The organism is Fodinicurvata sp. EGI_FJ10296 (genome assembly GCF_040712075.1).
Taxonomy (GTDB): Bacteria; Pseudomonadota; Alphaproteobacteria; order DSM-16000; family Inquilinaceae; genus JBFCVL01.
The window spans coordinates 565,523-587,754 of record NZ_JBFCVL010000002.1; the positions used below are offsets into that span (position 1 = coordinate 565,523).

Below are 22,232 nucleotides of genomic sequence, written 5' to 3' on the forward strand. Positions count from 1 at the left end.
CGCACTGCCCGTCACGATCAGCAGTCGGCGTCCGGCGCCAGGCCCTGGGAGCCGGGCATGCGGCTCTGGGCCGCATGGGCGGCTCTGGCATGGGAGCGTCTGTGGCCGCGGTTGTGGCCGGCTGTGGCGGTCTTTGGCGCAACATTGGCCCTGATCCTGCTCGACGTGCTGTCACGGTTGCCGCCATGGCTTCACGCAACCGTATTGGCGGCCGCGCTGGCGGCCCTGATCGCGCTGATATGGACCGCCATCGCCGGGACCGCCTGGCCTGATCGCAGCAATGCACGGCGACGGCTGGAACAGGACAGCGGGTTCGAGCACCGGCCCCTTACAGCGATGGAAGACGCGCAAAGCGCGGGCGTAATGGATCCCGGCAGCCGATTGCTATGGAACGCCCATCTGTTGCGTCTGCGGGCCGCGACGACACGCTGGGTCGTGCGGCCGCCACGGCCCGGACTCGCATCACAGGACCCCTATGGCTTGCGTGGCGGCCTGGGGTTGTTGCTGGTAATTGCGGTCGTCGTCGCCGGGGCCGATTGGGATGCGCGGCTGGGACGCAATCTCGTGCCTGCCTTCGCCGGTTCCTCACCGGCGACACCGCCGAGCCTGGACGTATCGGTATCCCCGCCCGGCTATACCGGCGCGCCGCCGGTCTATCTTCAACCCGCACCGCGCGACCCCGGTGCACCCGAAAATGCGCCGCCGACCGCGCCTCCGGATGCGGTCGAAATACCCGCCGGATCAACGCTGCTGGCACGGGTATCCGGAGGCAGCGAACCGCCCGTGCTCTCGATCGGCGGCGAAAGAACGGCTTTCGAAGCTCTGGGCGACGATGGATTCGAAGTCGAAGAGACCATATCCGCCGGCAGCGGCCTGTCGATCAGCCAGGATGGCACGACCCTGGGCGTGTGGAGCATTCGTGTCATCCCCGACCTCGCGCCCGAGATCGCCTTTACGGAGCCGCCGCGCGCTACCGAACGCAATGCCCTGCGACTGGCCTACCAGGCCAAGGACGACTATGGCATCGAATCCATTTCCGCGACCCTGTTGCTGGAACTCGACGCCGAATCGTCACTGGAACGCGAGCCGCTGACACTTGAGCTGCCACCACCCGGAACGGCAACGACATCGGCCGACGGCGTATTCTTTCAGGATCTGACCGCCCATCCCTGGGCCGGCGAACCGGTGCGGGTCCGGTTGGCAGCAAGCGACAACGCCGGCAATACCGGTCAGTCTTCGCAGATGCTGGTCCGGTTGCCGGAGCGGGAATTCCTGCACCCCGTCGCCCAGGCGATCGTCGAGCAACGGCGGACGCTGATTCGCGACGTGGCCGCCGCCGAATCCGTTGCGGAAGGCCTGTATGGCCTGTCCGCGCAGGTCAACCGGTATGACGGCGACACCGTCGTGTTTCTGGCCCTGCGGACCGCCGCCCGGCGCCTGATCTTCGCTCAATCCCGCGTCAGCGACGCCGTCGACCCTGTCGCTCAGTTGTTGTGGGACACGGCCCTGCGAATCGAGGATGGCGACCTCTCCCTGATGGAGCGGGAACTGCGCGCCGCCCAGGAGGATCTGCGTCGCGCCCTGATCAGCGAAGCGTCCGATGAAGAAATCGCGGAATTGACCGACCGGTTGGAGGCTGCCCTCGAACGATATCTGGATGCGCTGGCTCGCGACATGGCGCGCCACGCACCGAACGAGCCCGGCCAGCCGCAGAGCCCGCCGGGGTCGCTGTTGCCATCGACCGATTTTACGGAAATGATCGACGCCTTGAGGGCAATGAACGAGAGCGGCGCCCGCGATCAGGCACGACAGATGCTGTCGGAACTGCAAGACATGCTGGAAAGCCTGCAGACCGGTCGGCAAGCGGTCGAACAGAACCAGGCGATGGAAGCTCTGAACGCCATGATGGACGAGATGCAGTCCCTGATGACGGCACAGCAGGCGCTTTTCGACGACACGCACCAGTCCGGTTCCGGTGCAGGCACCCAGACGCCTGACGACGCCGGAGAGCCCGGCGTTCCGGGCATGTCCGGCAGCCCGGAACCTTTCGGCGGATCCCGGCTGCCGCGGTCACTGTTCGACAGTACACCCGGATCGACCGCGCCGTCCCAACCAGGGATCGGCGAACCGGCCGAGCAGCAGGCAACCGCCGAGGAACTGGCGGAACTGGCGCGGCGACAGGACGAAATCCGGCGCAACCTGGGCGAGATGATGCGCCAGATCGGCGAGATGACAGGCTCTATTCCCGAGGAACTTGGCGGGGCCGAGCAGGCGATGCGACAATCGGGCCAATCGCTGACGGGCGGTGATGCGGGCGGATCATTGCCGCCTCAGGAACAGGCCCTTGAGGGAATGCGCCAGGGCACGCAGAGCTTTCTGAACACCGTTCTCGACCGGATGGCACAACAGGGCCAGGGCACTGCCGCGATACCGGGTTCAGGAAACGGCGCTGGTCAGGACGGCCGCGATCCCCTGGGCCGCCCCACGGATGGCAGTGGTACCTATGCCGACGACGATGTCGACCTGCCGGGGCGGGATGCCACCGAACGGGCACGGGCGATACTTGAGGAATTGCGGCGCCGCGCCGGAGACCAGTCCCGACCGGAGATCGAGCGTGATTATGTCGACCGGCTGCTGGAACGGTTCTGAATATCCGTCAGGCCACGCCGCCATATCATCATGCGCTGTTCTTCAGGGCACGCCCGACCGCATCGACGATCTGCCGCAGGGTAAATGGCTTGCCGATAACTTCGTGAATGAATGAATCAAGCCCATAGGCCCGCTGCTTCTCGGCCGCATAGCCGGTCATCAGAAGTATTTTGAGATCGGGTTGCTCCTTGGCCAACTTCAATGCCAGGGCAATGCCGTCCATACCGGGCATCACGATATCGGTGATCACAAGATCGAAATGCTTATGCTCCAGCGCGTCCAGAGCGGTCAGTCCATCATCAGCCTGATCGGTCTCGTACCCGGCATGGGCCAGCGCGCGCGTGACGAATTCGCGGACGGGCGCTTCGTCGTCGACAATCAGCACCCGGCGCAGGCTTTTTCCCATTGTCAAACGAACCTTTCTGCCCCGAACCGCTGCAACGCAGCGCCGATATCCGGTCCTGCAATGCCCGGGATTTAATTGTCGGCGACGGTGATCTCCAGTCGCGTCGCTGAATCATCCGGATTGTCGAGCGCGGTTGCAAATCGGACGGACTCGCCGGGTTCGAGTCGTTCTCGCTCCACGCTGAAGCTCCAGTCGAACAAGGTCCGATCACCGCCGTCAAACAAAGTCGCCATCAAACGCGGAGTCGGTCTTACATACTCGCTATCGTTGACGAGTTCGCCCGTAACAACCAGACGGGGCGGGCTCTGCCCTTCTCCTTCCAATCGCTCTGACGTCACCTGGCGCACAGTCAGCCCGGGCCCGGCAATCGCCGGTGTCGTCACGTCGATTCCGAGCTGCTGATAAATGCGATAGGATGGCGGCCAGGTGTCGACCACATGATCGCGGCCGACATAGAGCGCGGCGACGGTTATGCTGCCCAGCACCAGAATCCACAACAGTACGGCGGCCCCGCCCCCACGGCGTGTCGATGTTTCCGCCGGCGGCGGGACGGATTGTGCCGCCGCTGTCCCGCCATTGCCGCGGGCCGATCCACCAATTCGCGATGCCGCCAGTCCGGCTGTCCCGGATCGGGTATCGGATGGCTGGGCGACGTCATAGTCATCGCCTCCGGTTCCCGGCAATCCGCCGGCAGCGCCATACTCGGAGTCGCCATAGCCTGGAAACTCGTCGCTGCCCCCGCCGCCTCCCGGCCGTTGCCCTGCGTCTGGAGCCGGTGAACCGTCGATGGGTTCCTGGTGCCACACATGGCCGCAGGTTGCGCAACGCACGCGGCGGCCCGACGACCCCAGCTTCGCCGGATCGACGTTGTATCGCGCACTACAGGAGGGGCAATTCAGGATCATGGACACATTGAGTGCTTAGGACACAAAGACTGGAATCGTTATAGAGTGCCCGTCGAGGCGACGCAAGGAACCGCAATCGTATTGGCGTCGCCGCGCATGATGTTTATTCCACAGAGGCCGATTATCACTCGTCCCATTCCTTCTGAAATGCAGATCCGCCCAATGCCCTATAAAGAGCCCCCGACCGACGCTCTCGATGCCGGCCACACCCTCGCCCGCCACACCGTTGCACTTCGCCTCGACGATATCCAGGTCGAGATTGCTCCCCCGGCCGGCATCGCCGCTGGCGACAGAAGCACCGGCGAGCGTCTGGGACCGCTGTCAGCGGCGGTCGACCGGGGCGGCTATCAACTTGTAACCGGTCCCAACGGCGCCGGAAAATCCGCCTTGATGTCGGTCATCGCCCTGGAACGTCCGGCGGCCAGCGGCCGGCTGGTTCTCCTCGGGAAAGAGGTCCGTCTTTCGGGCAAGCGCAGCGACCGCGCGCGGCTGCGCCGCCATTTGGGACTCGTCTTTCAGTCACTCTACCCTTTGCCGGGCGCGACCGTTCTCGAAACGGTCCTGCTCCCGATTGCCCTGAATCCCCACGCGCCCGATGCCGGCACCCAGCCGGGGCAAGCCGGCGAACGCACCATAGCGGCGGCACGGGAACTGCTGCATTGGGTGGGGCTTGCCGGGCGCGATCACGACCGTGCCGACAGTCTTTCGGGTGGCGAATCGCGGTGCCTTGCCCTGGCCCGTTCCCTGATCGGCCGCCCGCAGATGCTCATAGCCGACGACCCGACCCGTGGCCTGGATGAACGGGGCGCCTGGCGCATGATGGGCCTCATCGAACAATTGCATCGCCACGGCACGACGATCATCCTGGCGACGAACGACCCTTCGATTCTGCAGGCATCCCCTCACCCCCGCCTGGAACTCAGCGCACGCCGCCGTTCGCTGCACCCCCGGACCGAGTTCATGGCCAGCCCCACTCCCAGTACCGGGTCCGGTATCGGGTCGGGGCACTGGACCGGCCCCGGGTCTCGTGCATAGCGGCTAACCGGAAAACACCATGGCACCAAGCCGGCGCAATACCCTCGTTCAGCGCCTTCGCCGCGCATCTCCGACCCGTTCGGCGGGCGACCCCGATCCTCGACCGCCGGCCGAACCGGAACCCGACTCCGGCTATCAGCCGTCCGAGGCGCCGGTCATCGAGCCCGGCGCCCGTGACCACTCGCGCGATGGCGACCCGTCGGAGCGCCATGATGCCGAGGATCGCAGCGCATATTCAACCGTACCCGAAGGTTCGACGGCCGGCAAATCCGCACCCCGGCGCTCTCTTGCGCGCGCGAAACTGCCTGCCTGGTTTCGATCGGCCGGCGTGCGATGGCCGACGCGGCCGCGCGCCTTCCGGGGCCCTTCGGCCCCGATGGGCCGGCTTGGTCTCGTGGCCTGCCCGATCGCAGCGATGGCCACCATGGCACTGCTGGCGATCCTGGCGGTATGGTCCGGCGAATCCAGATTGCTGTCGGGTCTGGCGGGGCGGATGACGGTAGAGCTTCCCGCCACCGACAATGTCGTGGATCAGGCGATCGAGATCGGCGAAACCATCGCCCTGCTCAACGACTGGCCGGGAATACTGTCCGCCGAACCGATCGAGCGCGAGCGGGTCGAAGCTCTGCTGGCGCCGTGGTTCGGCGGCAACCAGGATCTGCGCGCCCTGCCGCTGCCAGCTCTGATCGACGTCACGGTCGGCCCTGACGCCGATATCGATACACTGGCCCTAGGGGAAGCGCTGGGCGCGACGGTTGCCGATGCCCGCCTTGACGACCATCGGGCATGGTCGTCCGACGTCGCCGCCGTTGCAACGACGCTGCGGCAGGGCGCCTGGGCCGTCTTTCTGGTCGCCGCCTTTGCCCTATTTGCCGCTTTCGCCGGTATCCTCACCCTGATCGGGGACATTTGGCGGCCGGCAATGCTCGAAATGCACCGCCTCGGCGCCGACGACAGCGCAATCGTGTTGCCGACGGCATGGAACGCTCTGATAGCCGTTCTTGCGGGATCGGGGGCCGGCACCGTGATCGGGATCGGGCTTTCCTGGGGCCTGACCGGCATCGAGACCGCTCCCGCGACCGGCTCCACACCGTTCGACACCGGCACCGTCTTCGGCGGCCTGATCGATCCGCAATGGTGGCACATGGGCGTCGTCCTGATCGTGCCGCCCCTTTCTGCCCTTTTTGCCGCCGTTGCGTGCGGCGGGATTTTGTTCCACCGGCTTCGTCAGGTGTGGTAGAGGGAAAACCTGGAAGTCGCCGCCTTTCCGCCAGCCGAGTCGGGAGCATCCGAAGGTCCGCGCCATGCCGTCCCAATCGCCCGCGACGATGCTGGAACCCGGCTCCGATGACAATTGCCGGTACGTTGCGCTGGCGACCGGCCGCCGCAGACGCACCACCGCCCTGTTCGCGGCCATTGCGCTTGGTCTCATGGTGATGGCCATGGCTTGGGTCGTGGGACTCGTGCAATTCGCCCAGACCATTCGCGACGACGTACCGCCCGGGATCGGCGACCTCGCCGCGCGGGACGCCATCATTGTTCTGACGGGCGGTCGCGAGAGGATTCCGGCTGCATTTTCCATGCTCGCCGAGGGCAAGGGAAATAATCTTCTCGTTTCGGGCGTCCATGGCGATGTCGGCCTCGACGAACTGGTGCGCCGGGGCCGCCTGCCACCGTCGCTTGCGGCGTGCTGCGTCCATCTCGATCACGTTGCGCGCGACACCGTGGGCAATGCGGCCGAGGCAGCGGCGTGGGCAGAGGCGAATGGCGTCGATTCGATCTGGCTGGTCACGTCGAATTATCATATGCCGCGGTCGGTCGTCGAATTCCATCAGACCATGCCGGATCTCGAGATTGCCTCCTATCCCGTCGCCAGCCCGGATGTCCGCCTGGAAGACTGGTGGCGCTGGCCCGGAACGACGCGGCTGGTCGTTGCCGAATACAACAAATTCCTCTATGCCAGCGTCCGGTCCTGGCTTCGCGGGATCGCCCTGCCGGTCGGAATCGCCCGACCAGCCTGACACGGGAAGTCGGCAACGACGCCGATCACCTGCAAATTCGCCTCGTCCCCCTTTTTCCGACCGGCGGTACCATGGTTGTCCTGCGCTCGCTCCTGTTCAATGCGGTAATGTTCTCGTGGACCGCCATTCTCTGCATAGCGCTGCTGTGGTCACTGTTGCTGCCGAAGCCCGCCTTTCTGGCCGTTATCCGCTGGTATCTGCGGTCGCTTTCGTTTCTGGAACGGGTCATTCTCGGCCTTGATTACCGCGTCGTCGGGCTTGAGAATCTCCCCCCCGGGCCGGTGCTGATCGCCGCCAAGCATCAATCGATGTGGGAAACGATGAAACTTCATCTCCTGCTCGATGACCCGGCCATCATCCTGAAGCGCGAGCTTCTGAAAATCCCGCTCTGGGGATGGTACGCGCGCAAGGCCGATCAGATCGCCGTCGATCGCGGCGCGAAGGGCCGGGCGATCACCAGCCTGATCGAAGGGGCGCACCGGATGGCTGCCCAGAACCGGCCTATCGTCATATTCCCACAGGGGACCCGGGTCGCGCCCGGCCAGGACCACGCCTATCGGGCCGGCATATTCGCGCTGTACGATGCGCTGGACCTGCCTGTTGTGCCGATGGCGCTGAATTCCGGCGCGTTCTGGGGGCGCCGGTCGTTTCGAAAGAAATCCGGAACGATCACGGTGGAATTCCTGCCGGCGATACCGCCGGGACTGGCGCGCGAAGAAATGGCGACACGGCTCAGATCGGAACTGGAAGGCGCCTCTGATCGGCTGCTGACGGAGGCAACGCGCCAGCCCGATCCCCATGACGGGGGTCGTTGACGCGCCAGGGGCGAATGCCCATAGTCTTTTACGCCTGTCGATGCCCTCGGGATTCGCCACAATGGACGATCTGAACCCGGTTTCCAGCCGCATCTGGGACATGAAGTACCGGCTCCGCGCGGCCGACGGGACCCCGTCTGATGCGACGATTGAGGATACGTGGCGACGGGTTGCCAGTGCGTTGGCCGCGCCCGAAGCGGCGGAAAGCGGCTGGTCGTCCCGTTTCATGGACGCCTTGACCGATTTCAAGGTCCTGCCGGCCGGCCGCATTATCTCGGGCGCCGGCAGCGACCGCCGGGTCACGCTGTTCAACTGCTTCGTCATGGGCACGATCGAGGACGACATGGGGTCGATCTTCACCCATCTGCGCGAGGCAGCGATCACCCTCCAGTACGGCGGCGGTATCGGCTATGATTTTTCGACCCTCCGGCCGATCGGCGCGGCCGTTCACGGTGTCGGGGCCGACGCTTCCGGCCCGGTATCGTTCATGGATGTGTGGGACGCAATGTGCCGAACGATCATGAGCGCCGGCTCCCGCAGGGGCGCCATGATGGCGACGCTGCGCTGCGATCACCCGGACATCGAGACCTTCATCGATGCCAAGGCCGATCCGGCGCGATTGCGGATGTTCAACGTTTCGGTGCTGGTGACCGATGCCTTTGTCGATGCCGTCGACAACGATGCCGACTGGCCGCTGATCTTCGACGGCAAGGTGTATCGAACGGTATCCGCCCGGCAGCTTTGGGACCGCATCATGCGGGCCACTTACGATTACGCAGAGCCGGGGGTGATATTCATCGACCGGATCAACGCCACAAACACTCTGTCGTATTGCGAGACGATTGCCGCGACGAATCCCTGCGGCGAGCAACCGTTGCCTCCGTACGGCGCCTGTCTTCTGGGCTCGATCAACCTGGCCCGGCTCGTCCGCGACCCGTTCACCGCGGATGCACGCCTGGACGAAGACGCTCTGGCCGATCTCGTCCCGACCGCAGTGCGGATGCTGGACAATGCCATCGACTGCTCGCAATTTCCATTGCCCCAGCAAGCCGAGGAAGCCCGGCTGAAGCGCCGCGTCGGGCTCGGCGTCACAGGATTGGCCGATGCCCTCATCTATTGCAATGTCCGCTACGGATCGCCGGAATCGATCCGCCTGACGGAACGGTGGCTCGATATCCTCAGGCGGTCGGCCTATCGCGCTTCCGCACGGCTGGCGGCGGAAAAGGGCGCATTTCCCTTGTTCGATCGCGCGAAATACATGGATCGTCCGATGATCCGCGATCTCGATCCTGAGACGCGGGCGATGATCGAAAAACATGGCATCCGCAACGCCCTGCTGACGTCGATCGCACCGACGGGAACGATTTCGCTGTTCGCCAATGCCGTATCGTCCGGCATTGAGCCGGTTTTCGCCTTCCGATACGACCGGGCGGTACTGGAGCCGGATGGGACGCGCACGAGCGAGGCGATGCTGCACCCGGCAGTCGAACGCTACGCCGAGCATATCGGCCGGATCCCGGCGCCGGACGAATTGCCGGACGCTTTCATCGACGCCCAGAGCCTGTCACCGGAAGATCATCTGGCCATTCAGGCGGCCGCCCAGCGCTATATCGACAGTTCGATCAGCAAGACGATCAACTGCCCGCCCGATCTGCCCTTCGACCGCTTCAAGGACGTCTACCGGCGGGCTTTTGCGCTTGGGTGCAAAAGCTGCACGACCTATCGTCCCAATGATGTTACGGGCGCGGTATTGACGGTTACTCCCGCCGCTGCGTCCACGGACAGCACGGCGCCACAATGTGTGGATTGTGGCTGACCCTGGGGTTTACCCCTACCCGACTCAGAGATGGTCCGCGCATCTTCGTCACCTCCCTGATCGTCCCCGCCTTTATCGTCCCGGGGCACCGATCGGGGACCCCGATTCGGATGCACCCGGCTCGTGTGTCACGATCGAGAGTTGCTGAACGAGGTCCCGGGTCAGCAGCGCGTCACTTCGTGGCCGCGCTGCGCCCGGGACGATAAGGAGATGAGTATAGCAGTTCGATGTGTGAATACCGCAGGCGGCTGACCCGGGGCTAACCGGCAACTTCCCCCTCAGCCCGGCCGCCAGTCCGGTGGCGCCATCTCGAAGCCATCGAAGCTGAACGCCGGGCTGACGGTGCAGCCGCACAATGTCCATTCGCCCGTACTTTTCGCTGCCTGCCACCATTCCGGGGGGATGACGAATTGCGGTCGCTGACCCGCCGGCAAATCCGGGCCCAGGTCAATCGTCCGGGCCGTGCGGCCGTCGGAAGACACGCTCAGCGCCAGCGGTGCGCCCGCATACCAGTGCCAGACCTCGGCCGCATCATTGACGCGATGCCAATGCGATGCTTCTCCCGCCGCCAAAAGGTAGTAGATCGCGGTCCCCGCGCCACGGGTGCCGTTGCCGGGGTCGTCGCGCCAGGTTTCCACGAAATGTCCGCCTTCGGGATGCGGGGTCATGCCGAGTGTTTCGACGATTCGCTCCGCCGTCATGCCGTCGCTCGCTGTCCACATCCTGATCAGCACCCCTGTTGGTCGCCGGGTCGTTCCGGCGTTTGAGATTTCGGCCCTGAAGATTGCGTTCCCGGACCTATGGCGCGAACGCGGTCGCCGTCATCATTTCGGTTTTCGCCCGGGGCTCGAACCATGCGGCCAGTTCCGGGCAATCATCGCGCCACGGCTCGTGTGACCAGCGGAAATCCAGATAGGCCAGCATCACGGCCACGGCCAGTGAGCCGGTTGTCACCGCTTCCAGCGCGTCGACTTCTGCGTTCAATGCCGCGCAGCCCCGCTTCATCGTCGCAGCCTGCCTCGCCGCCCAGCCGTCGGAGCGTTCGCCATCCGGCCGCGCCAATTCCAGACGGCGCAGCACGGCCGCATCGCAAATGCCGTCGGCGATGGCCTCATGGCGCATCGCGTGCCACTTCGCCGGCCCGTCCGGCGGCACGAGGCCCCCGCCGCCCAGATCGTTCAGATAGGCACAGATCACTGGACTGTCGTACAGAAGAAAGCCGTCCCGGGTCTCCAGCGCCGGTATCTTGCCCAGCGGATTGACGCCGCCGACGCCGTCGCCGCTCCAGGGATCGGCCGGGGTCAGTTCCAGGCGATCGCCAAGACCGATCGCGATCGACACCACCCTCACCTTTCGGACGAACGGGCTGCGCGTACTGCCGTAAAGCTTCATCGAATTTCTTTCTCCAGTGAAATGCCGCGAGGCGAGCGCCATGCGGTCAGAAGGCGTCCTTGCGGGCCCGGATTTCGGCGAACACGGCAACGGTCTCGGCATCGACCATGTCCAGGGCGTGCCGGATGCCCGGATCGTCGGGGCGGAGAAACGGATTCGTGGCGCGTTCCTGTCCCATCGTCGTCGGAATCGTCGGCTCCAACCGGGCGCGCATGTCCTCGACCTCCCGCGCCCGGCTCTCAAGCGCCCGGTTCAGCGGGTCGACGGTCACGGCGAACCGCGCATTGGCAACCGTGTACTCGTGGCCGCAGTAGACGAGTGTTTCGTCCGGCATCGGCAAGAGCTTGGACAAGCTCGACCACATGTCTTCCGGCGTGCCTTCGAACAGCCGGCCGCAGCCAAGGACGAACAGCGTATCGCCGGCAAACAGGATCGCGCTGTCGGCGAAGTGGTAGACGATATGGCCGCTCGTGTGTCCCGGCGTTTCCAGGACCCGGCCGACGCTGGCGCCGATGGTAACCGTATCGCCCTCGGCCACGGTTTCGTCCATACCCGCGATTCGCCTCTTTTCGGCAGCAGGGCCGATCAGTCGGGCGCCATAGCGGGATTTGAGATCGGCATTGCCACCGGTGTGATCGCCATGGTGGTGGGTATTAAGGATCAGGTCGAGGGTCCAGCCGCGCCGGGACAGGGCCTCGACCACAGGCGCGCTTTCGGCCGGGTCAACGACGGCCGTGGTGTTGGTTTCCAGATCGCGCACAAGATAGATATAGTTATCCCGCAACGCCGGGATCAGTTCGACACTCAGTCCACCCATGGGTACGTCTCCTTCGTTCGCTTACCTTTTACCGGAAGTGGCGCCGGTTTCCAAAGCCAACATAAGGGCGCTCCTTCCGACCATACAGGGCCCCAATCGTCTCGAACCCCAGTCGTCTCGAACCGGGTTGTCAAGACCGAGAGGAGAGTTCGCAGGAATGCACATGGACGTCGTAGATCTTCGCGATTTTTATCGCACCCGGCTCGGGCAGACGGCACAACGCCTGATACGGCGGCGCATTCGCGAGATATGGCCCGACCTGAGGGGCGAGCGGTTGCTGGGCCTCGGTTACGCTGTTCCCTATCTCCGCCCCTTTGTCGACGAAGCCGAAAGTGTGATCGCCTTCATGCCCGCCGGACAGGGCGTCATGGCCTGGCCCGCTCGCGGCCCGAACCGCGTGGCACTGGTCGACGAAACGCACCTGCCACTGCAGGACGCCTCCGTCTCGCGCGTGCTCATGGCTCATGCTGTAGAAAACAGTGAAAGCTATCGCCGTATGTTGCACGAAGCGTGGCGGGTCCTGGAAGGCAACGGGCGGCTCATGATCGTCGTTCCCAACCGGTCCGGCGTCTGGGCCCGAACCGACCGGACGCCATTTGGACACGGGCACCCGTTTTCGGTATCCCAGCTGGGGCGGCTGCTGAGTGAAACGCAGTTCATCCCCAAGCAACAGCACCGCGCACTATTCATTCCGCCCCTGGAACTCAAAGTCCTGCTGGCCGCCGCACCCGCCTGGGAGCGGCTTGGCTGCAAATGGCTGACCACTTTCGGCGGGGTCATCGTTATCGAAGCATCGAAACAGCTTTACCGCCCCATCCAGGATGGAAATCGGCAGCGGGCCGCCGGCATCGGGGCCGGTATCCGGGCCGGGGCGCGGCCGGCGGCAGGATTCAGCAATGCCGACCGCTTGGGCCATTCAAAGCCGTGACACAGCCCTGCCCATGTCCGGATCATTCCGGCGATCGACTCAGCACGAATACCGCCTGCTCGCCCAGAATGTTGGCGGCGCGGCCGGGATGTCCGATACGAGCGCGGCCGTGCTCGTTGACGATCAGCATCTTGTCGATGGAGATGCCCATATCCCGGCAAAGCAGGACAAAATCACTGATCGTGCAAGCTCGAATGTTGGGGGTATCCCACCAGTTCCGGTCATGGGTGCCGATCAGCGGCATCCGCCCGGTTGTCAGTAACGACCAGCGGACCTTCCAATAGCCGAAATTCGAGAACGAAACGATGGCGTATCGCGCAATACGGACAAGGTGATCAATGACGCCGCGCGGGTCGAATATCGCCTGCAGCGTATGGCTGAGAATTGCGACATCGAACGACGCGGCCGGATAGGTCACGAGGTCCGCATCGGCATCCCCCTGAACGACCGACAAACCGCGTGTCACGCAGGCGTAGACACCGTCCATCGACAGTTCGACCCCGCGCGCATCCACATTCCGCACCCGCTGGAGTTCGAAAAGCAGGTCACCGTTGCCACAGCCTATATCCAGGACTCGGCTCTTCTCCGGGACCAGATCGACGATCAGCTTGAGGTCGGGACGAAGATCGAGCGACGACGACGGCCGGTCGAGGTCGTCCGACCGCAGCGCGCCCGGAGACGATCTGCCCGTGACACCACTCACGATCTGCCTCCGTCGGACGTGGCATCGGGCGCCGTGACGCCGTTGGCAGTGCAGACCCCGGAAAGAAAACCCTCGACGACCCGGTGAAACTCCGGCTCATACAACAGGAACGCGTCGTGGCCCTTATCGCTGTCGATCTCGACGAAACTGACATTCGCGGCCACGGCATTCAGGGCGTGAACGATGGCGCGGCTTTCCGATGTCGGGAACAGCCAGTCACTGGAAAACGACACGAGACAGAACCGGACCGGCGTGCGCATGAAACAGCGCGACAGAATGCCACCGTGATCGCGCGATAGATCGAAATAATCCATCGCCCGGGTGATGTAGAGATACGAGTTCGCGTCGAACCGGTCGACGAAAGTAGAGCCCTGATGCCGAAGATAACTTTCGACCTGGAAATCGGCGTCGAAACCGAATGATAGATCCTGACGATTCTGCAGATTCCGCCCGAATTTCCGGTGAAGCGCGGCCTCCGACAAGTAAGTGATATGCGCCGCCATTCGCGCGACCGCTAACCCGCGCTGCGGTTTGGTGCCGTGGGCGTAATAATCGCCGCCGTGCCATTCGGGATCGGCCATGATCGCCTGGCGCCCGACCTCGTGGAACGCGATGTTCTGGGCGGAATGCCGCGCCGCCGCTGCGATCGGCAGGACGGCACAAACCCGTTCGGGATAGTCCACCGCCCATTGAAGAACCTGCATGCCACCCATCGACCCACCCAGCACCGCCAGCAGTTTGTCGATGCCCAGATGGTCGATCAGCAGCTTCTGAGCCCGGACCATGTCGCCGATGGTGATCATCGGAAAGTCGGTGCCATAGGGTTTACCGGTAGCCGGATCGATGTCCTGCGGTCCGGTCGTGCCCATGCAACCACCCAGTACGTTGGAACAGATCACGAAATACCGTTCAGTGTCGATGGGCTTGCCGGGGCCGATCATCATCGACCACCAGCCCGGTTTTCCGGTTATCGGGTGACTGTCCATGGCAAACTGGTCGCCGGTGAGAGCATGGCACACCAGTACGGCATTGCTTCTATCCTCGTTCAGCCGGCCATAGGTCTGAAAGGCCATGCGGAACGGGCCGATCTCGCCACCATTGTCGAGTTGCATCGGTGACGATGCCGCCAGCGTTACCGACTGCCCGGGCAAATCCTGATGGTCGGTGGCGGATGTCACGGCGCTGTCGTGATCTTCCGTGCGGGCGACGGTCATTCGAACGGAGCCACCCTCTGGGACTGATGAACGATGGGACGGGGAACCAATAGCTATGCCCGGTGAGGTGCGCCTGTCAACGATCTCGGATTCCCGTCACCGCTGCCAGCCCCCCATGTTGGGCGAATCCGGCTAATTTGGCGAATTTGCCGGGACCGACACGCTCACTGCTTGTCTTCTCCGTCGCCAGAACCGGAAGCCGTCGGGGGTCGAGCGGCCGCTTCCGCGGCGAGACATGGAAAAATGACGAAACGGGGATTTGATTTTAGCCGTGGGGAGGATTATTCGTTACGCCCGTGGTGTGCGCCGAAGATCGATATCCGGCGACTTGGAACCGACGCCCTATGAAATACCCGATGCCGGATGAAGCCATGTCGACACCGACCGAGAATGTCGCGGATTCGCTTGAAAGTCTGCGTGACGAAATTGACGGCATCGACGACCGCATACACTCGCTGCTGATGGAGCGGGCGTCGGTGGTGCAGCGGATTGCCGACGTCAAGACATCGGCAACGTCCCGCGGGCCCGCCAGCGATGACGACAACTCATCTTCCGGCGCCCCTCATGCAGAGGCCGGATCAATGCCGGACGCGCCACCGGTCGTGTTCCGGCCCGCGCGGGAAGCACTGATCTTGCGGCGACTGACAGAACGCCACCGTGGCGCTTTTCCGCTGCCCGTGCTCCTGCGCATCTGGCGTGAGATGATCTCGGGCTACACACGGATTCAAGGACCGTTCTCGGTGGCCGCCTGCGTCGCGGAAGGCGAACACCTGGTATGGGACATCGCCCGCGACCATTTCGGTAGCTGCACCCCGATTCGCGTCATGCGGACTCCGATGCCCTGTGTCCGCGCCGTGATGGATCGTGATGCGACCATCGGTGTGGTGCCATGGCCGGAGGACAACGATCCGTCACCCTGGTGGGGCTCGCTGCTGTCGCGCGATCCGAAAACGCCGACCATCGTGGCCCGGCTTCCCTTTGTCGAAAGCGACCGCAACGGCGGCGGCGCTAGGGCGCTCGCGATCGGACGCGTTCCGCACGAGTCCAGCGGCGACGACCGGAGTTTTATTGCCATCGAGTTGTCCGAGGACATCAGCCGGTCGCGGCTGAAGGATGCCATCGTCCGTACCGGACTGACTCCCTCGGCATTCTGGAGCGCGGCGACGGACCGCGAGCGGGCCCAGCCACTCCACCTGATCGAGGTCGAAGGCTTCGTACCGGATGGCGATGCCGCCCTGACAAAGATTGAACAGGCGCTGGACAACCGGGTACTGCGAATTGCCGCTATCGGTGGATACGCCGTTCCGATCGATCTGGAGCCGGACAAATCGGCGCCGTCCGTCTGACGCTGATCCCGGCGACGCTAACCCCGGCGCTGAAACGCCACAGGCCACAGTGCAAGAATCAGGTGACACGATGACCACAGGTCCAATGAACACTGGGCCGACGCCGCGCCCCGGCATTCTGGAGATTACCCCTTATGTCGGCGGCGAAAGCAGCGCCAACGCCAAGCGGTTGATCCGGCTTGCCTCGAACGAAGGGGCGTTGGGCACAAGTCCGGCAGCCAAGGCGGCTTACGAAGTCGCAGCTGCCGAACTTCACCGCTATCCCGACGGTGGATCGACTGCGCTTCGTGAAACGATCGCCGAAATCCATGGGTTGAATGTCGATCAGATCGTCTGCGGTGCCGGATCGGACGAACTGATCGCTCTGCTGACACGCGCTTACGCCGGTCCCGGGGACGAAGTGCTTTATTCCCGGCACGGGTTCCTGATGTATCCGCTCAGCGCGATGGCATGCGGCGCCACACCGGTCGCGGCGCCGGAGCCGGGACTGAAAGCCGATGTCGACCTGGTTCTTGCCAGCGTCACCGACCGCACCAGGATCGTCTTCATCGCCAATCCGAACAATCCCACCGGATCGTATCTGTCGACAGCGGAAATCGAACGACTGCATGCCGGCCTGCCGGCGCATGTTCTGCTGGTCATCGACGCGGCCTATGCCGAATACGTCGACGCGCCCGACTACAGCGCTGGCGCCGCACTGGCCGAAAGCACAACCAACGTCGTCATGACGCGGACATTCTCCAAAATATACGGCCTGAGCGCGCTGCGGCTCGGCTGGGCCTATTGCCCGCCGGGTATCGCTGACATCCTGAACCGCATTCGCGGGCCGTTCAACGTCTCGCTACCGGCCCAGAAGGCGGGCGAAGCCGCAATCAGGGACACCGACTTCATCGAGCGCAGCCGGGCGCACAACGAACAGTGGCGTGACTGGACCGCTGCCGCGCTGTCCGATCTCGGCCTGAAAGTGCATCCGAGCGTATGCAACTTCCTGCTGGTGGATTTTGCCGGCATTCCCGGCATCTCGGCCGAAGACGCCCGCATCGCCCTGAAGGACCAAGGCATCCTTGTGCGCCAGATGGGTGCCTACGGCCTTCCCACCTGCCTGAGAATCGGCATTGGCCTTGAGGACGAGATGCGCCCGGTGATCGAAGCCATGCGTACCGTCATGGCCGGGGCCGGACAGGCCGCAACCGGATAACCCCGGATACCGGAAGTTGATTGATGACCAGTGATGACATAGCCCGGACCGCGGTCGCCGAGACCACATCCGGTAAGGTGCCCGGCACATCGAAGCCGATATTCCCGCGGCTCTGCCTGATCGGACTGGGCCTGATCGCCTCGTCCGTGGCCTGGGCCGCGAAGCGTGACGGACTGGTCGACGAGATCGTGGGCACTGCCAGATCACCGGAAACCATGGCGCGGGCAGTCGAATTGGGGTTTGTGGACCGGGCTGTCGCTGATCCGGCCGAAGCGGTTGCCGGCGCCGATCTGGTGATGTTGTGCACACCGCTTTCCACTTTCGCTGAACTGGCCGAGCGCATCGCACCGAACCTGAAACCGGGGGCGGTGCTGACGGATGCCGGTTCGGTGAAGCACACCGTCATCAAGGATGTCGGCCCGTTCGTCCCCGACGGCGTCCATTTTGTTCCAGGCCATCCGATTGCGGGTACCGAGCATTCCGGCCCCGACTCCGGCTTTGCCGATCTGTTCAAGGGTCGATGGTGCATCCTGACGCCGCCGGAAGGGACCAGCGCCGAGGCCGTCGACCGGCTGTCGGAATTCTGGACCAGCATGGGCGCAATGATCGAGGTGATGGACGCCGAACACCACGACAAGGTCCTGGCCATAACATCTCACTTGCCGCATCTGATCGCCTACACAATCGTCGGAACAGCCGTCGATCTTGAGGAGTCGACAAAAGAAGCCGTGATCAAGTTCTCGGCATCGGGGTTTCGCGACTTCACGCGTATCGCTGCGTCCGATCCGACAATGTGGCGCGATATCTTCCTGTCCAATCGAGAGGCGACGCTGGAAATGTGCCAGCGTTTCTCGGAAGACCTGACCGCGTTACAACGGGCCATTCGATGGGGAGAAGCCGACAAGTTGCACGAACTGTTCACCCGCACGCGCGCTATCCGCCGCGGTATCATCGACGCCAATCAGGCCTGAACAGGAAATGGTCTCAAAAGTGCACTAGAGTCCCGGCCATTCGATCTCCGGCAATGTCGCTATCTGGACCGGGCCGATCTGAACGCGGCGATCCTGGATTGTGATCGGGGCTTCCAGCACGCTTCGCCCGTCTTCATTCGGCGGCCCCGCCATCATCTGCAGGCCGACGCGGGCCATGGTCGCCTGCCGGCCCTCAAGCACGCCGCGTTCTTCCATCATGTCCAGCAGAACTTCATACCCTTCGACCCGAACATTGATTCGCCCGCGCGGCTGCAAGGCGGCATCCAGCGTCAAATCGCCGTCGGCCTCGATCGTGACCGGCCCCCAGATAAGGTGCGCCCGATCGATTCTCACCTGACCGCCCGCGTCGCGCCACGCGACGATGTCGTCCGCCGACCATCTTCGGCGCGGCAGCGGTCCGGAAACCATCCCGGTTATGCCGGCGCGTTCAATACTGTTACCCAGTTCGCCGAAGGGGGACGAGGTCAAACCGATCTGCGTGGCATCCAATTGAAGATGCAGATCTTCGATGCCATCGGTATTCTGATCGATCAGTTCGCCGAGAATGGCCAACTGATCGGTGGAAACGTCGGAAAAATTGTACGGCGCGGGCAACTGATCCGTCTCGACTTCGACATTCTGCAGCACGGCCGATGCCGATGGCACGTCTCCGGTCCAGGAAACATGGAACGAAGCCCTGCCTGACTCGGTCGTCGCCACCAGCGGATAGTCTTCCGGGATGGTCAGGGAATGACCGCCGATCAGATGGACATCAACGTTTCGGCGCCACCAGTTCCGGGCTTCTACGGCGATCGCGTCACCTTCCCAGCGGATGCCGTTGGGTCCCTCGACCGATGGATTGTCGGCGTCGATCCGAAGGGATGAGGGGAATCCCGACCGTTGGAAATTGTCGTAGGAGGCACTGACGCCAAACCGGCTCTGGTCCGCAACCACTGTCTCCAGTCCGCTGCGCGCCATGGACGCGACATAATACCAGGCGCCCGTATAGGCCGCGCCCAGTACGGCGATAAGCGCGACGACGGCGATCAGAAATCGTTGCATGTTCGGGTCCGGTATCCTTTTTTTCCCGGCGAATGGACCACGGCGGCGTCGATAATTCAAGGCGGCCCTGCATGCGCAGGCCAGCCGCCCGACACCGGTCCGCCGCATTGCAGCGCGAAGCGGCGGAGCCGGAATCGCAAAAAGCCATCGGACCGACTGCCGAGCTGTGCTATCAACCGAGCATGATTGCCGACGACGCAGCACTTTCCGATCCGCCACCCTCAGATACGGGTCTGCCGCCTTCTCCATTTGGCACACACCAGATACCTCATCGTTCCGGTGAACCCGTCTGGGTGTTCGGTTACGGATCCCTTATGTGGAATCCGGGATTTCGCTTCGTCGACCGCCGCGACGCCACCTTGTACGGCTACCACCGGCGCTTCTGCGTCTACTCTTTTCGCTATCGTGGTACGCCGGAAGCTCCCGGCCTCGTTCTGGGGCTCGACCGCGGCGGATCATGCCGCGGCGTAGCCTTCAAGATCGCGCCGGAGGACAAACCGCTGGCCCTGCAATATCTCTGGGACCGGGAAATGGTGAACGGCGTTTATCGCCCGACCGAAGTCCGGCTGCGGATCACTTCGGCACCAGACTGGAATCATGAACACAGCGTCATCGATGCATCCACCTTCGTGGTCGATCGCGATCATCAACAGTATTGTCCCGAACTTTCTCCGGACACGGCCGCAACGCTCATCGCAACCCGCCGCGGACAGAACGGCCCCAATGCCGACTACCTCCTCAACACGGTTGCCCATCTGACGGCGGCGGGGATAACCAACACGGCATTGCATCGGCTGGCCGCGCGCGTCACGGCGATCTCGACCGAACTCGACACGCATTCCGATTAATCTGCGGTTCATCATTCGCTTTTATCGTTCCGGCTGCCCGAGCATCGTTCGTATGGCCGGGAAGGCAACGATTGCGGCGAGGATATTGCGGTATGGCCATCGATCCGTCGGCAGACGGGGCTTCCAGTTCCCAGGCAAAAATCGACCCCTCATACGCCGGTTCGCCGGAGCCCGCACTTCATACGACGACCGGTAAGACATCGACGGCCGATACGAAGACAGGTGATACGAAGACGGGCGATACGAAGACGGGCAACATGTCGACCCGCAGGGGCATCGGCCTCCGCGGAAAGCTGATGATGGCCTTCGCGGCGGTAACAGCCATGACCGTGGCAGCGTCGGCCGTGGCCATTCACTCGTTTCAATCGGCCGAAAACGCCTTTGGCGGAATCACGCAAACGGGCCTGCCGTCCATCGCGACCGCACAGCACGTCGCCACCGAAAGCGCCGCTTTCATCAACAGGGCCCTCGATGTGTCCGACATGAGCGACCCCGGCAGGGTCGATGAACTGGTCACGGCCATGACCGACGAGACAACGGCAATGCAAGGCCGCCTTGACAACCTCGAATCCAGCTTCGGCCCGGATCCGGCAATCGACGAGATGCGGGAACATCTGGATACCATGCTCGCTGGCGCCCGCCATCATGCCGATATCGTCAAGGAACGCATCGCCGTGGACGAGCGGACGGCTTCCCGCACCAGAGCGATTCGCGATGCCCATGACGCATTCCTGAGCGCCATTACGCCCCGCCTGAACGCCTCACGGGAGTCGATGGTGTCGTTCGCTGACGACCTGAGGACGAATATTCAAACGGCGGTCGAGGATGTGACCGGAACCGCTGCCGACAATCTGATGACCGTCCTGCAGATTCGTGGTGACGTAATCCTTGCCGCGGCCGTGCTGCAGCAGGCGATCGAGGCGGGAACTCCGACCGAAATCGAAACGCATCGCGAACGGTTCCTGGAAATCGCAGCCCGAATCGAAGAAGCCCGGCCGGGTCTGGACGCCGGAGCCGACCAGCTGTTTCTGGACATGGGTCTGGATCGGTTGCTGGCCTTCGGATCGTCGGAAAGCGATCCGACCTTGTTCGATGTCCGGATGTCCTATCTCGACGGCAACTATTCCTACGACAATATCGCTTTTCTGGCAGACGCGACCGAAGACTTGCAGACCGGCAGCGCCAGCGTCCTCGACACGCTGGAGCGGCTGATGGGCGAGGCGCGACAGTCGATGGAAACGGCGGGCCGTCATCTGAGCCAGGAAGCCGATTCCCTCATCGATCGCATGCTATCGGTTCAGATCCGCGAAGTTCAGGCGCTTCAGGACATCGTCGCCGACGCCAATCTGATCGCCGGCCTGCTGAACGAGGCGGCCGTAACCGCCGACCCGGAGCGGCTTGGCGATCTTCAGATCCGGTTTTCCATGCTCGCCAGCGCGATCGGCCAAAACCTGGCCGTTCTGGGCGAGGACGGCGATATTTCGGACTTTGCCGGCCCGGCGCAAGCCATCATCAGTGAAGGAATGAGTTCCGACAGCATATTCTCGCAACGTGACAATCGCCTCGCGATGGCTGCGGAGATTCTGGCCATGCGACAGCAGGAGCAGGCGACTGCGGCCAGTCTTGCGGATACGGCAACTTCACTGACCGAAACGGTGCATTCACGGACACGGGAGGCGGCGACCGCCGCAACCGATCTCCTTGGTCAAAGCCGTTTGCTTCTGGTGGCGATCGCGGTGGCGGGCGTACTGGTATCGGCGCTGATTGCGTGGTTGTATGTCGGCCGGTCGATCGTCCGGCGCCTGACCGGCCTTGCCTCATCGATGAACGATCTGGCCGATGGCCGGCTCGACGTCGCGATCGACGAGCGCGGCCGCGACGAGATCGCCGGCATGGCCCGCTCGCTGGCGGTTTTCCGCCGGACCGCGATCGAGGTCGAAGACGCCAACAAGCGCGCGGCGGACGAGCGGGAAAGGGCATCCGAGGAGCGTCGCCAGGCCCGTCTGACCCTGGCCGACCAGTTCCAGTCCAATGTCGGCGCCATCGTCGACGGTGTCTCTGCCGCCGCGACGGAAATGCAAGCCACGGCATCCGGCATGCGCGACA

Annotated in this window: 19 protein-coding genes and 1 pseudogene; 12 read left to right on the forward strand and 8 right to left on the reverse strand. The window is 63.7% G+C overall.

Translation table 11 applies throughout. The annotated features are described in order from the left end of the window. The first annotated feature begins 57 nt into the window (after positions 1-57). Positions 58-2,649, forward strand: coding sequence for a TIGR02302 family protein (locus ABZ728_RS06030; protein ID WP_366655054.1), 2,592 nt, complete (start codon positions 58-60; stop codon positions 2,647-2,649). Between the two features lie 28 nt (positions 2,650-2,677). Here the strand turns inward: ABZ728_RS06030 and ABZ728_RS06035 are convergent, their stop codons facing one another. Together ABZ728_RS06035 and ABZ728_RS06040 are read right to left on the reverse strand one after the other, a co-directional pair. Further along, positions 2,678-3,055, reverse strand: a complete 378-nt coding sequence (locus tag ABZ728_RS06035) for a response regulator (RefSeq protein ID WP_366655056.1) — start codon at positions 3,053-3,055, stop codon at positions 2,678-2,680. A 71-nt stretch (positions 3,056-3,126) separates the two neighbouring features. Continuing rightward, on the reverse strand, positions 3,127-3,960 hold the full coding sequence (locus tag ABZ728_RS06040) for a DUF3426 domain-containing protein (protein ID WP_366655058.1): 834 nt from the start codon (positions 3,958-3,960) through the stop codon (positions 3,127-3,129). 162 nt (positions 3,961-4,122) lie between these two features. On the opposite strand from ABZ728_RS06040, the gene ABZ728_RS06045 reads away from it, so the two are divergent. The 5 genes and pseudogenes from ABZ728_RS06045 to ABZ728_RS06065 form a co-directional block, all read left to right on the forward strand. After that, positions 4,123-4,995: an ATP-binding cassette domain-containing protein gene (locus ABZ728_RS06045; protein ID WP_366655060.1), complete on the forward strand. Its 873-nt coding sequence runs from the start codon at positions 4,123-4,125 to the stop codon at positions 4,993-4,995. Between the two features lie 19 nt (positions 4,996-5,014). Continuing rightward, on the forward strand, positions 5,015-6,235 hold the full coding sequence (locus ABZ728_RS06050; protein WP_366655061.1) for a hypothetical protein: 1,221 nt from the start codon (positions 5,015-5,017) through the stop codon (positions 6,233-6,235). 64 nt (positions 6,236-6,299) lie between these two features. Next, positions 6,300-7,016, forward strand: a complete 717-nt coding sequence (locus ABZ728_RS06055; protein WP_366655062.1) for a YdcF family protein — start codon at positions 6,300-6,302, stop codon at positions 7,014-7,016. 71 nt (positions 7,017-7,087) lie between these two features. Further along, the gene (locus tag ABZ728_RS06060) at positions 7,088-7,831 is read left to right on the forward strand and encodes a lysophospholipid acyltransferase family protein (protein ID WP_366655063.1); all 744 of its coding nucleotides are present in this window, start codon (positions 7,088-7,090) and stop codon (positions 7,829-7,831) included. A gap of 40 nt (positions 7,832-7,871) precedes the next feature. After that, positions 7,872-9,590: pseudogene (locus tag ABZ728_RS06065) on the forward strand (adenosylcobalamin-dependent ribonucleoside-diphosphate reductase); the annotation flags it as partial. Between the two features lie 335 nt (positions 9,591-9,925). Here ABZ728_RS06065 and ABZ728_RS06070 read toward each other — a convergent pair. From ABZ728_RS06070 to gloB, 3 genes are all read right to left on the reverse strand, one after another. Beyond that, positions 9,926-10,369 carry a cupin domain-containing protein gene (locus ABZ728_RS06070; RefSeq protein ID WP_366655065.1) on the reverse strand — a complete coding sequence of 148 codons (444 nt, stop codon included), beginning with the start codon at positions 10,367-10,369 and terminating at the stop codon, positions 9,926-9,928. 76 nt (positions 10,370-10,445) lie between these two features. After that, positions 10,446-11,039, reverse strand: coding sequence for a glutathione S-transferase N-terminal domain-containing protein (locus tag ABZ728_RS06075; protein WP_366655066.1), 594 nt, complete (start codon positions 11,037-11,039; stop codon positions 10,446-10,448). A gap of 46 nt (positions 11,040-11,085) precedes the next feature. Beyond that, the gene (gene gloB / locus ABZ728_RS06080; RefSeq protein ID WP_366655067.1) at positions 11,086-11,856 is read right to left on the reverse strand and encodes a hydroxyacylglutathione hydrolase; all 771 of its coding nucleotides are present in this window, start codon (positions 11,854-11,856) and stop codon (positions 11,086-11,088) included. A gap of 163 nt (positions 11,857-12,019) precedes the next feature. Here gloB and ABZ728_RS06085 point away from each other — a divergent pair, with 163 nt between their 5' ends. Further along, positions 12,020-12,784, forward strand: coding sequence for a methyltransferase domain-containing protein (locus ABZ728_RS06085; protein WP_366655068.1), 765 nt, complete (start codon positions 12,020-12,022; stop codon positions 12,782-12,784). A 22-nt stretch (positions 12,785-12,806) separates the two neighbouring features. Here the strand turns inward: ABZ728_RS06085 and metW are convergent, their stop codons facing one another. Next, entirely contained in the window at positions 12,807-13,487 is a 681-nt protein-coding gene (metW, locus tag ABZ728_RS06090; protein ID WP_366655070.1) for a methionine biosynthesis protein MetW, read from the reverse strand. Then, on the reverse strand, positions 13,484-14,701 hold the full coding sequence (locus ABZ728_RS06095) for a homoserine O-acetyltransferase (protein WP_366655072.1): 1,218 nt from the start codon (positions 14,699-14,701) through the stop codon (positions 13,484-13,486). Before ABZ728_RS06095 ends, metW begins: the two co-directional genes overlap by 4 nt. Before the next feature lie 371 nt (positions 14,702-15,072). On the opposite strand from ABZ728_RS06095, the gene ABZ728_RS06100 reads away from it, so the two are divergent. The 3 genes from ABZ728_RS06100 to ABZ728_RS06110 all read left to right on the forward strand — a co-directional run bounded on the left by ABZ728_RS06100 (position 15,073) and on the right by ABZ728_RS06110 (position 18,216). After that, positions 15,073-16,047 (forward strand): chorismate mutase, encoded by a 975-nt coding sequence (locus ABZ728_RS06100; protein WP_366655073.1) that lies wholly within the window; start codon positions 15,073-15,075, stop codon positions 16,045-16,047. A gap of 70 nt (positions 16,048-16,117) precedes the next feature. Further along, entirely contained in the window at positions 16,118-17,245 is a 1,128-nt protein-coding gene (gene hisC, locus ABZ728_RS06105; protein ID WP_366655075.1) for a histidinol-phosphate transaminase, read from the forward strand. 23 nt (positions 17,246-17,268) lie between these two features. Next, positions 17,269-18,216 carry a prephenate/arogenate dehydrogenase family protein gene (locus tag ABZ728_RS06110; RefSeq protein WP_366655076.1) on the forward strand — a complete coding sequence of 316 codons (948 nt, stop codon included), beginning with the start codon at positions 17,269-17,271 and terminating at the stop codon, positions 18,214-18,216. 24 nt (positions 18,217-18,240) lie between these two features. Here the strand turns inward: ABZ728_RS06110 and ABZ728_RS06115 are convergent, their stop codons facing one another. Further along, positions 18,241-19,278: a DUF2125 domain-containing protein gene (locus ABZ728_RS06115; protein WP_366655077.1), complete on the reverse strand. Its 1,038-nt coding sequence runs from the start codon at positions 19,276-19,278 to the stop codon at positions 18,241-18,243. A 71-nt stretch (positions 19,279-19,349) separates the two neighbouring features. On the opposite strand from ABZ728_RS06115, the gene ABZ728_RS06120 reads away from it, so the two are divergent. Together ABZ728_RS06120 and ABZ728_RS06125 are read left to right on the forward strand one after the other, a co-directional pair. Next, complete coding sequence (locus tag ABZ728_RS06120) at positions 19,350-20,126, forward strand: gamma-glutamylcyclotransferase (RefSeq protein WP_366655078.1); 777 nt, start codon at positions 19,350-19,352, stop codon at positions 20,124-20,126. Between the two features lie 92 nt (positions 20,127-20,218). Beyond that, the coding region (locus ABZ728_RS06125) for a methyl-accepting chemotaxis protein (RefSeq protein WP_366655080.1) at positions 20,219-22,232 on the forward strand (2,014 nt) is incomplete at its 3' end.

Coding starts and splice junctions, on each gene's coding strand:
- ABZ728_RS06030 (WP_366655054.1), top strand. CDS start 58: ATGCGGCTCTGGGCCGCATGGGCGGCTCTGGCATGGGAGCGTCTGTGG.
- ABZ728_RS06035 (WP_366655056.1), bottom strand. CDS start 3,055: ATGGGAAAAAGCCTGCGCCGGGTGCTGATTGTCGACGACGAAGCGCCC.
- ABZ728_RS06040 (WP_366655058.1), bottom strand. CDS start 3,960: ATGATCCTGAATTGCCCCTCCTGTAGTGCGCGATACAACGTCGATCCG.
- ABZ728_RS06045 (WP_366655060.1), top strand. CDS start 4,123: ATGCCCTATAAAGAGCCCCCGACCGACGCTCTCGATGCCGGCCACACC.
- ABZ728_RS06050 (WP_366655061.1), top strand. CDS start 5,015: ATGGCACCAAGCCGGCGCAATACCCTCGTTCAGCGCCTTCGCCGCGCA.
- ABZ728_RS06055 (WP_366655062.1), top strand. CDS start 6,300: ATGCCGTCCCAATCGCCCGCGACGATGCTGGAACCCGGCTCCGATGAC.
- ABZ728_RS06060 (WP_366655063.1), top strand. CDS start 7,088: ATGGTTGTCCTGCGCTCGCTCCTGTTCAATGCGGTAATGTTCTCGTGG.
- ABZ728_RS06070 (WP_366655065.1), bottom strand. CDS start 10,369: ATGTGGACAGCGAGCGACGGCATGACGGCGGAGCGAATCGTCGAAACA.
- ABZ728_RS06075 (WP_366655066.1), bottom strand. CDS start 11,039: ATGAAGCTTTACGGCAGTACGCGCAGCCCGTTCGTCCGAAAGGTGAGG.
- gloB (WP_366655067.1), bottom strand. CDS start 11,856: ATGGGTGGACTGAGTGTCGAACTGATCCCGGCGTTGCGGGATAACTAT.
- ABZ728_RS06085 (WP_366655068.1), top strand. CDS start 12,020: ATGGACGTCGTAGATCTTCGCGATTTTTATCGCACCCGGCTCGGGCAG.
- ABZ728_RS06095 (WP_366655072.1), bottom strand. CDS start 14,701: ATGACCGTCGCCCGCACGGAAGATCACGACAGCGCCGTGACATCCGCC.
- ABZ728_RS06100 (WP_366655073.1), top strand. CDS start 15,073: ATGTCGACACCGACCGAGAATGTCGCGGATTCGCTTGAAAGTCTGCGT.
- hisC (WP_366655075.1), top strand. CDS start 16,118: ATGACCACAGGTCCAATGAACACTGGGCCGACGCCGCGCCCCGGCATT.
- ABZ728_RS06110 (WP_366655076.1), top strand. CDS start 17,269: ATGACCAGTGATGACATAGCCCGGACCGCGGTCGCCGAGACCACATCC.
- ABZ728_RS06115 (WP_366655077.1), bottom strand. CDS start 19,278: ATGCAACGATTTCTGATCGCCGTCGTCGCGCTTATCGCCGTACTGGGC.
- ABZ728_RS06120 (WP_366655078.1), top strand. CDS start 19,350: ATGCGCAGGCCAGCCGCCCGACACCGGTCCGCCGCATTGCAGCGCGAA.